The organism is Hyphobacterium vulgare, from assembly GCF_042643335.1.
Lineage (GTDB): Bacteria > Pseudomonadota > Alphaproteobacteria > Caulobacterales > Maricaulaceae > Hyphobacterium > Hyphobacterium vulgare.
Genome location: NZ_JBHRSV010000028.1, coordinates 277,962 through 290,000 on the forward strand (window position 1 = coordinate 277,962; position 12,039 = coordinate 290,000).

At 65.5% G+C, this 12,039-nt stretch carries 15 protein-coding genes; 8 read left to right on the forward strand and 7 right to left on the reverse strand.

Features of this window, described 5'->3' with window-relative positions:
• Positions 1-5 precede the first annotated feature (5 nt).
• On the forward strand, positions 6-776 hold the full coding sequence (locus tag ACFOOR_RS13775) for an ATP-binding cassette domain-containing protein (protein WP_343163164.1): 771 nt from the start codon (positions 6-8) through the stop codon (positions 774-776).
• Positions 769-2,325, forward strand: coding sequence for an ABC transporter permease/substrate-binding protein (locus tag ACFOOR_RS13780; RefSeq protein WP_343163165.1), 1,557 nt, complete (start codon positions 769-771; stop codon positions 2,323-2,325). Before ACFOOR_RS13775 ends, ACFOOR_RS13780 begins: the two co-directional genes overlap by 8 nt.
• Positions 2,326-2,388: 63 nt before the next feature.
• Here ACFOOR_RS13780 and ACFOOR_RS13785 read toward each other — a convergent pair whose 3' ends face one another.
• Positions 2,389-3,150 carry a PhoH family protein gene (locus ACFOOR_RS13785; RefSeq protein WP_343163166.1) on the reverse strand — a complete coding sequence of 254 codons (762 nt, stop codon included), beginning with the start codon at positions 3,148-3,150 and terminating at the stop codon, positions 2,389-2,391.
• A gap of 288 nt (positions 3,151-3,438) precedes the next feature.
• On the opposite strand from ACFOOR_RS13785, the gene ACFOOR_RS13790 reads away from it, so the two are divergent.
• On the forward strand, positions 3,439-3,969 hold the full coding sequence (locus tag ACFOOR_RS13790) for a gamma carbonic anhydrase family protein (RefSeq protein ID WP_343163167.1): 531 nt from the start codon (positions 3,439-3,441) through the stop codon (positions 3,967-3,969).
• A 3-nt stretch (positions 3,970-3,972) separates the two neighbouring features.
• On the opposite strand, the gene ACFOOR_RS13795 is transcribed toward ACFOOR_RS13790, so the two are convergent.
• The 3 genes from ACFOOR_RS13795 to ACFOOR_RS13805 all read right to left on the reverse strand — a co-directional run bounded on the left by ACFOOR_RS13795 (position 3,973) and on the right by ACFOOR_RS13805 (position 5,877).
• On the reverse strand, positions 3,973-4,491 hold the full coding sequence (locus ACFOOR_RS13795; RefSeq protein WP_343163168.1) for a DUF4339 domain-containing protein: 519 nt from the start codon (positions 4,489-4,491) through the stop codon (positions 3,973-3,975).
• A 99-nt stretch (positions 4,492-4,590) separates the two neighbouring features.
• On the reverse strand, positions 4,591-5,247 hold the full coding sequence (locus ACFOOR_RS13800) for a PilZ domain-containing protein (protein ID WP_343163169.1): 657 nt from the start codon (positions 5,245-5,247) through the stop codon (positions 4,591-4,593).
• 72 nt (positions 5,248-5,319) lie between these two features.
• Positions 5,320-5,877, reverse strand: coding sequence for a PAS domain-containing protein (locus tag ACFOOR_RS13805; protein WP_343163170.1), 558 nt, complete (start codon positions 5,875-5,877; stop codon positions 5,320-5,322).
• Positions 5,878-6,038: 161 nt separating this feature from the next.
• On the opposite strand from ACFOOR_RS13805, the gene ACFOOR_RS13810 reads away from it, so the two are divergent.
• The 3 genes from ACFOOR_RS13810 (at position 6,039) to ACFOOR_RS13820 (ending at position 8,096) form a co-directional block, all read left to right on the forward strand.
• Entirely contained in the window at positions 6,039-6,968 is a 930-nt protein-coding gene (locus ACFOOR_RS13810; protein WP_343163171.1) for a hypothetical protein, read from the forward strand.
• 155 nt (positions 6,969-7,123) lie between these two features.
• Positions 7,124-7,612 carry a PadR family transcriptional regulator gene (locus ACFOOR_RS13815; protein ID WP_343163172.1) on the forward strand — a complete coding sequence of 163 codons (489 nt, stop codon included), beginning with the start codon at positions 7,124-7,126 and terminating at the stop codon, positions 7,610-7,612.
• A 22-nt stretch (positions 7,613-7,634) separates the two neighbouring features.
• Positions 7,635-8,096: a GNAT family N-acetyltransferase gene (locus ACFOOR_RS13820; RefSeq protein ID WP_343163173.1), complete on the forward strand. Its 462-nt coding sequence runs from the start codon at positions 7,635-7,637 to the stop codon at positions 8,094-8,096.
• Between the two features lie 15 nt (positions 8,097-8,111).
• Here the strand turns inward: ACFOOR_RS13820 and hfaD are convergent, their stop codons facing one another.
• Genes hfaD through hfaA form a run of 3 tightly spaced genes read right to left on the reverse strand, consistent with a single transcriptional unit; the run spans position 8,112 to position 10,684 of the window.
• The gene (hfaD, locus tag ACFOOR_RS13825) at positions 8,112-9,347 is read right to left on the reverse strand and encodes a holdfast anchor protein HfaD (RefSeq protein ID WP_343163175.1); all 1,236 of its coding nucleotides are present in this window, start codon (positions 9,345-9,347) and stop codon (positions 8,112-8,114) included.
• Positions 9,262-10,257 (reverse strand): holdfast anchoring protein HfaB, encoded by a 996-nt coding sequence (gene hfaB, locus ACFOOR_RS13830; RefSeq protein WP_343163176.1) that lies wholly within the window; start codon positions 10,255-10,257, stop codon positions 9,262-9,264. Before hfaB ends, hfaD begins: the two co-directional genes overlap by 86 nt.
• A complete protein-coding gene (gene hfaA / locus ACFOOR_RS13835) occupies positions 10,247-10,684 on the reverse strand; it encodes a holdfast anchoring protein HfaA (protein ID WP_343163177.1) in 438 nt (145 codons plus the stop codon). Before hfaA ends, hfaB begins: the two co-directional genes overlap by 11 nt.
• 159 nt (positions 10,685-10,843) lie before the next feature.
• Between hfaA and ACFOOR_RS13840 the strand changes: the two genes are divergently transcribed.
• Complete coding sequence (locus ACFOOR_RS13840; RefSeq protein ID WP_343163178.1) at positions 10,844-11,467, forward strand: rhomboid family intramembrane serine protease; 624 nt, start codon at positions 10,844-10,846, stop codon at positions 11,465-11,467.
• A gap of 62 nt (positions 11,468-11,529) precedes the next feature.
• Positions 11,530-11,961 (forward strand): CBS domain-containing protein, encoded by a 432-nt coding sequence (locus ACFOOR_RS13845; protein WP_343163179.1) that lies wholly within the window; start codon positions 11,530-11,532, stop codon positions 11,959-11,961.
• Positions 11,962-12,039 lie beyond the last annotated feature (78 nt).

The window sequence follows — 12,039 nt, forward strand, 5'->3', positions numbered from 1 at the left end:
CTGGCGTGACCCTCTCCGCCGACGCCCTGACCAAGCGCTTTGCCGACGGCACGCTCGCCGTTGACGGGGTCAGCTTCACGGTAGCGGCCGGCGAATGCCTCGCCATCATCGGCGAGTCGGGCTGCGGCAAGACCACCACGCTCAAGATGCTGAACCGCCTGATCGAACCGACGGGCGGGTCGATTGCGTTTGCCGGCGGGAATGTCACCGCGCTCAGGCCCGAGGCGCTGCGCCGCCGCATCGGGTGGGTGATGCAGGGCGATGGCCTGTTCCCGCACATGACGGTCGCGGAGAACATCGCGGTCACGCCGCGCCTGCTCGGCTGGGACAAGGCGCGGATCGATGCGCGGGTGGACGCGCTGATCGAACAGGTCCGCCTCTCCGTCGCCGAGCATCGCGGCCGCTATCCGGCGCAATTGTCCGGTGGCCAGCGCCAGCGCGTGGCGATTGCCCGCGCCTTGTCCGTCGAGCCGGAACTCCTGTTGCTCGACGAAGCCTTCGGTGCGCTCGATCCGCTCACCCGCGGCGCCTTGCAGTCCGATTTCACGGCGCTTCGACGCGAACTCGGCTTCGCCGCCGTTCTGGTCACGCACGACATGGCCGAGGCCCTGCTGATCGCCGACCGTATCCTGGTGATGAAATCGGGGCGGGTCGTTCGCACCGGTACGCCCGCAGATCTGCTCCAGGATCCCGGCGACGCTTATGTCGAGGATCTTCTCGCCATGCCGCGCCAGCAGGCGCGGGCGATCGAGCGGCTGGAGGCGGGGCATGCCTGACCGCCTCGACGAAGCCGTCGCCAGCCTCCCCGCCTATCTCGGCGGGCACATGCAACTGGTGCTGTCGGGACTTGTCGTCTCGGTCCTGATCGCCGTGCCGCTCGGCATCCTGGCCGCCCGCAACAGGACGCTCGCCGGGCCGGTCCTCGGGATCGCCTCGACGCTGCAGACGATCCCCTCGCTGGCCCTTCTTGCCCTGATGGTGCCGATCCTCGGCGGCCGGATCGGCTTTGCCCCGGCCTTCATCGCGCTCACGCTCTACGGCATCCTGCCCATCCTGCGGAACACGGTGGTCGGGTTGCAGGGCGTCGACCCGGTCGTGCGCGAGGCCGCGCGCGGCACCGGCATGACGCCGCTGCAGTCGCTCCGGCAGGTTGAACTGCCCCTGGCCCTCCCGACCATCATTGCCGGGCTTCGCACCGCCACGGTGTGGATCGTCGGCACGGCCACGCTGGCGACCCCCGTGGGGGCCACCAGCCTCGGCAATTACATCTTCTCCGGCCTCCAGACCCGCGACTGGACGACCGTGGTGTTCGGCTGCCTCATTGCGGCGGGGCTCGCCTTCCTGCTCGATCAGGCGATCCGCCTGGCCGAACTGGCCGCCCGGGAGCGCAAGCGCGCGCCGGCCTTCGCCGGGATCGCGATTGCGGCCGTGCTGGCGATGGGCGCAGCCCTGCCATTGGTCACCGGCACGTCCGCGGCGCGCGGCATCGGCGCGGGCGAGGGCGAGGTGATGGCCGGGATCGAAGGCCGGACCGTTGTCATCGGGGCCAAGGGCTTCACCGAGCAGTACATTCTCGCCGCACTGCTGGAGCGTGTCCTGGAAGACGCCGGGGCGGATGTCGAAGTCCGGGAGAATCTTGGCTCGACCATCGCCTTTGATGCCCTGCGCTCGGGCGAGATCGACGTCTATGTCGATTATACCGGCACGATCTGGGCAACCGTGATGGAGCGCGAGGAAGGCGCGGGGCGCTATGACATGTTCGTGCGCATGGCCGGCTGGCTGCGCGAGGAGCATGGCATTCTCGCCCTCGGCCGGCTCGGTTTCGAGAATGCCTACGGCTATGCCGTCCGGCGAGACTGGGCCGAGGTGAACGGAATCGCGACGATCGGCGATCTGTCGGGCCGCAGCGTTCGCGTTGGCGGCGACCCGGAATTCTTCGTTCGCGCCGAATGGACCCGCAGCCGCGACGCCTACGGGCTGCAGGATGTGCGTACCAGGCCGATGGATTCCACCTTCATGTATGGCGCACTGCGTGACGGCGAGGTCGATGCGGTCAGTGCCTACACGACCGATGGCCGGATTTCGGACTACGACCTCGTCGTGCTGGATGACCCGCTGCAGATCCTGCCGCCCTATGACGCGGTGATGCTGATCTCGCCCGATGCCGCCCGCAATCCGGCGCTGGCGGGCACGCTGTCGGTGCTGCTCAACGCCATCCCGGCCGAGACCATGCGACGGGCCAATGCCATGGTCGATCTCGACGGCGCGACGCCGGGCGAGGCGGCAGCGTGGCTCTACGGGGAAGTGGTGGTATCGACCGACTGACGCATAAGGCAAACCGGCGGAGCCATGGGCCCCGCCGGTTCAACGCGTTCGAATTGAAAACCGCTACAGAACGTCGAGCATGCTGGCGACCAGCGGGTGGCGGACGATATCGCCCTGGTCGAGCCGGATCACGCCGATATCCGCGACGAGTTCCAGCTTTTCGGCGATGCCGGCCAGGCCGGACAGTTCGGGCAGCAGGTCGGTCTGGGCCGGGTCGCCGGTGACCACCATGGTCGAGTGCCAGCCCAGACGCGTCAGCAGCATCTTCAGCTGGCCATAGGTGCAGTTCTGCGCCTCGTCGACGACGACGAAGGCGTTGTTCAGCGTGCGTCCGCGCATGTATCCGATCGGCGCGATCTCGATCAGGCCTTCGGCCATCAGCGCCTTGAGCCGCTTCGGCGACAACCGGTCGGAGAGGGCGTCGTAGAGCGGACGCAGATAGGGGGCGAGCTTCTCTTCCATCGCACCGGGCAGGAAGCCGATGCTTTCCCCGGCCTCGACCGCCGGGCGGGACAGCACGATGCGCGACACCGATCCCTTTTCCAGCGCATCGACCGCCTTGGCGACGGCGAGATAGGTCTTGCCGGTACCGGCCGGTCCGAGGGCGAGGACGAGGTTGTGCTCGTCGATCGCCTTCATGAGTCTGGCTTGGCCTTCCGATCGCGGTTTGACATTCTTGACGTAGCTCTGGTCCCGCATCGGCTCCTTGTCGTCCGGACTCCAGTTGGTGCCGGGAAAGAGCGCACGCACCTTGGTTTGTTCGTCCTGGTAGTGACCGGAATTGAACTCGCCAGCAGCGCGACGCTTCACAGACCTTTTAGCCATGAGGTTTTCTCCAGATACGAAAAACCCCCGTGCAGGATGCAGGGGGGCGGGACAGAGCGAAATGCAGGGAGAGGGGTCCGGAGTCAGGGGACTCAACCGCCGTGTGCGGCATCGTCCCGGATGGTGGTGCGAGTGACTTTCGCACGGGTGGCATACCCCCTTTCGGACCCATCTGCGGCTTCGACCTTGTGCTCGAATCGCAGACACAGTCTCATCCTACAGGGATGAAGAAAGTCTGATCACTGCCGTCGCAGAAACTTCGTGAACCCGTGTCCGGAAGGAAACACCATGCCGCTCTACGCCATTGCCGACGCCGTTCCGCAAACCCCCGAGAGCGGGAATTTCTGGGTCGCGCCATCGGCGCAGGTGATGGGGCGGGTGATCCTGAGGGAGAATGCCAGCATCTGGTACGGCGCGGTGATCCGCGGCGACAACGACCCGATCGAGATCGGCGAGAATTCCAACATCCAGGACGGCTCGATCCTGCACACCGATGTCGGCTTTCCGCTGACGATCGGACGCAATGTCACCGTTGGCCATCGGGTGATGCTGCATGGCTGCACGATCGGCGATGGCAGTCTGATCGGGATCGGTTCCACGCTGCTGAACGGGGTGAGGATCGGGAAGAACTGCATCATCGGCGCACACACCCTGCTGACCGAGGGCAAGGAAATCCCCGACAACTCGCTGGTTGTGGGGTCGCCGGGCCGGGTGATCCGCACGCACGGCGAGGAGATTGCCGAACTGCTGCAGGCCTCGGCCGATCACTATGTCGAAAACTGGAAGAAGCACGCCGCCGAGTTGCGCGAAGTGGGCTGAACCCTAATTGGGCTTCTTGCCCCACAATTCGCGGATCTTCTGGTCGGTTTCCTGCCCCAGATTGAACCACGCCGTGCGGTCGTGACTGGCATCGACCACCATCAGGCGGTCGTCGCGGTCGAGGAGGTGCGACAGCTCGTTGCGCAGCGTGGTCGCATTGAGGCCGGCGCGAAGCAGCCAGACGCCAGCACTGATCTTCACGCATTCGCCGAGATGCCCCATCGCGGCCTCGAACGGATCGGCGGTGGTGGCGCCGGTCTCGGCAATCACGATGAAATTCGCGAGTTGCCCGGTTTGCGCAGCAGGCTGGCGCGCACCGCGAGCCTCGTCCAGCCAGCCGCGAAGCAGTTCGATGTCTGCCGCGGGCTTCCAGCCTGCGTCACGTTCGATGGAGACCAGCGAATGCGCCGCGACGCGGCCTTCGCCGACATAGGCGCGCATCTGCGCAGCCGTGTACGGGCCGTAGACACGGCCATCGACCTTCACGAACCAGGTCTTCGTACTTCCATCGTCACGCGGCATTTCGGGACACTCTTTTCGTGCTCAATCGAGACATACAGCTCGCGTGGGGCAAGAATCGGGCCGCCCCGTTCACATTGAACTCATCGTGTGACGATGGGTTCAGCTGGCCTGTTTGAGATCGGTCGCCGCGCCGGGTTCCGGCTTGGCTTCGCCTTCCCCCGCCGAGGGCGGATCGAAGGCCACGGCAAAGCCGCGTTCGAGTATCCGGGCAACCCGGCCGGTCATTTCGCCGACCCGCACGCGTTCGCCGATCCGGGGGCGTTCGAGGCAGGCGAAGGCTGCGCCGGTGATCGAGATGTCGAGTACGTCGGCCCGGATGAGCACGCCGTCGCGCAGGCGGATGGTCGCCTGGCCCTTGCCGGGCTTGCGCGGCGCAATCCGGTCCTCCTCGAGACCGAGGCGTTCCATGTTGAAACGCCAGGTAATCGCATCGGCCAGACGGTCACGCTTGCGCGTCTGCATGGTGAAGCGCGTGGTCAGCCAGTTCGCCCCGATACGGATCACATCGCCTTCAAGGCGTCCGAGACCATCGACCAGCAGCACGATATGGCTGTTGGGCGGGGGCGGATCCTTGACCAGCAGCTTGGCGCCGCCGGGGGAGACATCGATCAGGCGGCAGCGCTGTTCGCCGCGCCCCTTTTCGTAGAGCCGGCCGGGCAATGCCAGCGGGACACGCTTGTGCCGGCGCCGTTCGGCGGCACCTTGTGCGGCAATGCGCACCTTGCGTTTGTCCAGACGTGACGGTGTTTCCACCATGCCCACACTTCTCCCGTTGGCCGGGCAGAATAGGGCAGGGCGGTTAAGAAAGCTTTTGAGAGAGCGGCTGAATCAGCGGTCGTTGGCGACCAGTTCAAACGACACTGCCGCCAGCGGGCGCAGGGCCACCGGCGTGTAGATTTCGCGCGCCGGCGGTTGCAGTCCGGTCAGCTTCTGACGCACGACGGGACGGTCCTGCAGTCCGCGCAGCGCAGAGAGCGGCTGATACAGTCCGAGAACCCGGTCGGCCTGTCCCGATGGCCCGCGCAAGGGCAACAGGGCCAGTTCGGCCTCGATCGTCTGTCCGTCCAGCGCATAGGCCGTCGCGGTCGCGGTTGCCGGGGCCGGGGCGGCGAGGGCCGATTCGATCAGCGCCCTGACGTGATGACGGTCGAACCCCCGCCACAGGTCGAGGAAATTCTGCTCGCGCAATTCCCGCCGGTAGAGCTGGCACAATCCGGTACCGGCCAGCCGGAAAACATGATGGTCGGCATCGGCCCGTTCCAGGATGAACAGCCAGGACAGCAGGTTCGACAGGTCGCGCGGAACGATGTCGGCGCGTGCCGGCGCGGGACGGCCATTCCGGCGCGTCTCCCAATAGGCCAGCAAGGTCTCGGTATGCGCGTGCATGGACACTCCGTGTACTCCCGCTTCCGGACCCTCTCCGGTCCCGACACGCATTTCGTCTTCAAATTCGGGGCCATACCCCTGACGGGCGAGCGCGGGACACGCCAGCGGCGAAAACGGCCCGTCGCTTGCACCATCACCTCCCGGAACAAGGGAGTACGACCATGCGCGTATCAGCACGGCACGCCTTTATGGCTGTATTGTTCGGCGCGGCCCTGATCGGGTCACCGGTTGGCATGCCTGAAGCGGCGGCCATTGGTGGCGGAAGCAGCGGCGGGGGTAGCGGCGGTGGCTGCGGAACGACCTGCGGCGGCGGTGGCGGACATGGTGGCGGCGGCGGAAGCTGTGGCAGCGGTTGCGGCGGTGGTGGACACCGTGTGCGCCCGCCAAACATCACGATCCACGGTCCGCGGATCAATATCGGCGTCAATGTGAACACCAATGTGTCGGTCAACACCAACGTCAACGTGAATGCGAACGCCAATGCCGGCGCTGGCGCCGGTGCCGGCGCGTCCGGCGGCGCCACGGCGATCGCGATCGGCGGCGGCGGGGGGGGGTCTTTCGGGGCACCGCCTCCGGCCACGGCGATCACCGGCCTGACGCTGGCAGGTGTGATCGAAACCGAAATGGTGGCCGAGGAGCGCACGCGCATTCTCGAGGAATGGCGTGTCATCCGTGCCGTCTGCATGGATGATCGCGGCACGCCGCACCCGGCATCCCGCCCGGATCCCGAGGAGCGCGTCGCCCCGGATTGGGATGGCGAGATCTTCCGCTGTGTCGCGGGGACCTGGATGCAGGTGACGATCGGCTGGCGCGTCGATGGCAGCGATGTCTGGGACGAAGCTTTCACGATGGCGTGCGAGCGCGGCGAAGCCCTGCGCCACCAGCCGGGTGGCCGCGTCTATTGCGCCACGGAGGAGCCGCGCCGGAACTGCAATGAACGGTCGCTTCTGCGCCAGTATGGCCCCGGCGTTCGCGTCGTCTATTTGCGGCGGGAAGAGACCTATACCGAAATGGTGGAGCACCGCCGCGAAGTCTCGTCGGGAACGAACATGACGCTGATGCTGGACGGGGGTGTCGGCGGCTATCGCTGAGTTCACGAAAACGTGAAAACCAAATGGCCCCGGCTTCCGCAAAGGAAGCCGGGGCTTTTTCGTTCCGGGCAGTCCCCGACCTTACCCGGATATGGCTATACACATCACCGATCAGTCGGCGATAAAAGACCGCGCACGCAGTTGCGGGGACGGGAATGACAGAACTTGAGGGGGCGATTCTGACCCTTCTGGATATGGAAGGGCCGATGACCGCCTACGGCGTGCGCCGGGCCTTCCTCGATTCGCCGTCATCCTTCTGGAGTGCCAGTGCCGGTGCGATCTATCCGGCTTTGAACCGCATGGAAGAGGCGGGATGGGTCGCCTCGAAAGACGCGACACGCGGGAAACGGCCTGCCAAGGCACTGCAGCTGACAGCATCGGGAAAAGCAGAGATCAGCCGATGGGCAATCGATACCGCGACGGCGATAGGGCCAGGCTTCGATCCTTTCCGTCTTCGTGCGCCTTTGTGGATGCGCCTGGAAGTTGCAGAAAGGGCGGAATTGAAAGCTGCACTCGAATCCCGCGTGCTGAAGCGGATCGAGGTGATCGACGCGCTCGACCCCCGGCATCCTGATGCCTTGCGGCATGCGCTGGAGCGCGTGCAGCAGACCACCCGGCTCGAATGGATCCGGAAAACGCTTTAGCTGCACCGGAGACGGCATGGGCATGCGGCTCGGAAACGAACGGGACCACGACGCCCTGGGCGAAGTGATGTTCGATGCGGTTCGCAACGGACCGAGTCCTTATGCCGAAGCGCAACGCGCCGCCTGGGTTCCCGCGCCGAGGTCGGGTCAGGCCTGGCGCGAGCGCCTGTCATCCCAAACGATCATTCTCGATGAAAAGAACGGTGAGATCCGGGGCTTCATGACGTTGCGGAGCGACGGCTATGTCGACTTCGCCTACATCCGCCCCGGCTGCCGGGGCGACGGCGTATTCCGCAAACTCTTCGATGAAGTCCGGCGCATCGCGGTTGCGCGTGGAGAAAAGCGCCTGTGGGTCCATGCCAGCCTGATGGCGCAGCCGGCCTTCACAGCGATGGGCTTCCGGATCATTCGCCGGGAGACCGTGGCAATCGGTGACGAGGCATTGGATCGGTTCGAAATGGAAATGATGCTGACCGGAGATTGACCGGTCGGCTGCAACCTATTCGCTTTCGCCGGGGCGTTCGCTGACAAAGGTCGCCGAATTGCCGACCGCCGTCGCCGACCCGATCACGCCCCAGCCCGATTGGTAGGTCGTCTGGAAGGTCGAGGTCACATTACCCGAGTTCGTCTGATTCACCTGGCCGCGCGCTTCCACACCGGGACAGTTCGAGCAGACATAGCTGGTCGCGGCATTGCCATAGGCCGCCGCCGAACCGGTGACTTCACCGCCGACACCGCCTTCGAACGTGGTCGTCGCATTCACATTGGCCCGGTTGGTCTGGGCCACGCCCATCCAGGTATCGGCCCCCTGGTTCGAGAGCAGGGCTGAATTGCCGATCGCTTCCGACGCCATGATGATGCTGTCGATGTCGAAATCATCGATCACCACCCGGGTGTTCGCGTCGACTTCGCCGTCATTCGTCTGCTGGCCCTGGATGTGGGCATAGCCCCACTGATTGTTCAGATCGACGCCATTGCCCTGCGCCTGCGAGGCAACGGTCATGAATTCCGAACCCCCGCGGGCTTCGACCTGCATGTCGGAGCTGATGCGCCCGCGATTGGTCTGGTCGATATCGAGAATCTGGTCCGCGTCGAAGCCGCTGGTCGTGATGTTGTTGCCATTGGCCGCAGCCGCCCCTGCTGCCATCCAGCCGAGTCCGCCCGTCGGCGCGTTCAGCGTGGTGCGCGCGCTCACGTCGGCGCCGCTGTCCTGGGTGAACTGCCCGACAACGGACGCGGTCTCGGCATTGATCTCGACGGCGTTGGCCGCGGCCTGAGAGGCTGTGATCGAACTCATCGCATAGGCATTGACGTTCAGCGTCGCGGCCGCATCGACGGTCGAACCGTCGGCGGCGGTCTGCGTCGAGGTCAGGTCGGCGTCGGACTCGAAGTCGAACACGGCGGCATTGCCGATTGCCGTGGCTGACGTGATCGCAGTGCCATCGAGGGAATTGAGCGTGGTCTCGGCTTCCGCGCGGACGCTCCCGGAGAAGCTCTGGTCGTTCGAGACATCGTGCGGCTCGTTGACGTCGACCTCGAGCGCGTTGCCCATGGCCGCCGTCGCGAGCGTCGCATTGCCGGCGTCGCCGGTGTCCAGCCTCAGAAGGGACAGGACATCGGCGGCGTCATTGACCTGCGTGTTCTCGATCTCAGTTGTATCGTCCGCGAAGGCCGGCACGAACATCAGGGTCACGGCGCTCGTGCCCGCGATCAACGCTTTGGCGTACTTGGACATTTCGGATCTCCGCTCCGGTCGCATAGGCCGTGTGGGTGTTGACGCCGCCGGTCTCGTTGGTCGGACCGAGCGGATCATCGAAACGGCACACGGAACCGGCTTCGACGCCGTAGAGAGTGGACGAGAATTCGAGGACGGCGCGCTCGATCAGCGAGCGCACGGCCAGCTGCACCGGCTCCATCGAGCGGCCGCCGGCCGACACGTCGATCACCGCGCTGTCCCAGAAGGAGAACACGCCGGCGCTGATCTCGCGCCCGATGATCTGCTTCTGGTAGGAAATGACGTCGACGACTTCGAGCGTGCGCGTGTTCACCAGACGCAGATCGACCCCGACATTCATCACATACATGCGCGCATTGAAAAGGCCCGTCGGGCTGGAATCGCCCCGGTCACCGCCGAGAATGTCCACGCCCTGGCTGCGGATGTTGTAATTCACCTCGGTGATGCCGCCGACCAGGGTGAAGTCCGACCCGGGGATCGAGCCGGCATAGATCTGCCGGAAGCCTTCATCCTCGGCCTCGTCGCCGATCAGACGGTTGTTGGCATAGCGCATTTCGAGTTCCGACACCGATGTGTCGAAGCGCTCGACGAGGTTCACGCCGGCCTTCGAGAAGGCCGACATCGCCATCAGCGATGCGCCCTGCGTCACCGCCGGACCGCCTTCGGCCCCGACCGCACCCGTATAGTCCGAAAGGCGGCCGACCGCGACGCGCGGCGAGGGATGCCCCTGCGCGCGGGCATAGTTCGCCAGGCAGACGAGCGCCTCGGAATAGGGCGTCGGATTCGGCGTCACCGGCGCATTGCCGATCGGACGGGCATAAAGGCCGTCGCCGCCGGAATTCGGCGTCACGGCGCAGCCGGTCACGGCCAGCGCGGCAATGGCGGCGGACAGGAGCTTCCTAGCGCTCATTGGGGTTGTACTCCCATTGCGGCTCGCGATCATCATTGCCGCCGGTCCCGGAAGTGGCAGTGACTGTGCCGTTATTGGTCTGGGTCGAATTGACGACGACCGTGTTCCAGTTGCCGTTCACGACCACGTTCAGCTGGTTTCCGATCGCCGTGGCGCTGGAATACTGATTTCCGGTGGACGAGGACTGGCCAACGCCGCCCGTGCCCTGGCCTGCGGCCTGCACACCGACACCGGTCTGCATCACCCCGTTCACGACGACACGGTTGTTGTTCGCGTCGCGAGTGCCGGCCTGGTAGGGCTGGCTCGTCTGGCCAGGGCTCGTTCCCCACGGGCGCTGGTAGTCCGACGCGCTCTGGGCCAGGGCCGGAGCGGTCGACAGGGCGCCGATAGCGGCGAAAAGCATGAGGGCGGTCTTGCGCGGCGTCATGATCGCTTGTCCTCTTCGTGAACACATTCGACCGCGTCCGCTGCAACCGTCATGCCAGCGGGGGAAGTCCGCTACAGCCTTTCTCCTTTGGGGGGAATCGGTGATCCGGCCCGAATCGGCCCGATATGGTGCAGGGGAATGAAAGGGGAGACCGTCCCAATGGGAGACAGTCGGCAACCGCTGTTCAACGACGTGCCCGTCGCGGTCATCTGGCTGACCACGGCCGTCGCGCTGACCGGTGTCGCCGCGGAACTGTCCGTGCCGCTGTGCGATCTCGCATTCGAATGGGGGGCGTTCGTCCCTGCCTATGCGTTCGACAGGCCCGGCCCCTCGGTGGCGATTGCGCCGTGGCTTCTGCACGTCTTCGTGCACGGCAGCTGGTTGCACCTCGCCATGAACACGATGGCGCTGCTGGCCTTCGGAGCGGCCACGGCACGCCCGTTCGGGCGCGGGTTCCGGGCATCGGCCGGATTCCTGCTCTTCTTTGTCGTCTGCGCCCTGGCAGGTGTCGCGGCCGAGCTCCTGGTCGATCCGGCGTCGCGCATCCCGATGGTCGGCGCCTCGACCGGCATTTCCGGCTGCCTGGTTGCCTCAGGTTGGGCCAGGGGCGGGGTGAGGGGCATGCTCTCCATGGCGCTGCCCTGGCTGCTCATCAATATCGTTCTGGCCCTTGCCGGGACCCAGATGTGGATCGCTATCGCCTGGGCGGCGCATGTCGGCGGGCTGGTTGCCGGCGCGATTTTCTACCCGCTCTTCCTGGCTGCTTTTCGCCAGCGCCACTGAATTCCGCGCGCGCGTCTGCGCGATGTGCTATCATCCGACCTCCCGGAACCAGGGAGAGCCCAATGAATGTGGCTGCCATTCTCGACGAGAAGGGCCGGGACGTATTCAGCCTCAGGGCGGATGCGACCCTCAGCGAAGCAGCGGCACTTCTCGATCAGAAACGGATCGGCGCCATCGTGGTCGTCGATTCTTCCGGCGCGATCGCCGGTGTCCTGTCGGAACGCGACATCGTCCGCCAACTCGCCAGAATGGGCGCCAGCGCCCTGACCGAACCCGTCGCTGGCTGCATGACCCGTGATGTGATCACGGCCTCGCCGCGAGACACGGTGGAGGAGGTCATGGCGTCGATGACCGATCGGCGGATTCGCCATTTGCCGGTGCTCGAGCAGGGCCGGCTCGCCGGAATCGTCTCGATCGGCGATGTGGTCAAACGCAAGATCGAACAGACCGAAGCCGACGCCGAGGCGATGAAGGCTTATATCGCATCTGCCTGATCGCCTTGCGGGCAAGGGCTGCAGGCCGGGCCACTGCAGAAGCGTGACGCTCTTATGAAAAAAAGGGGTTGCGCGAAA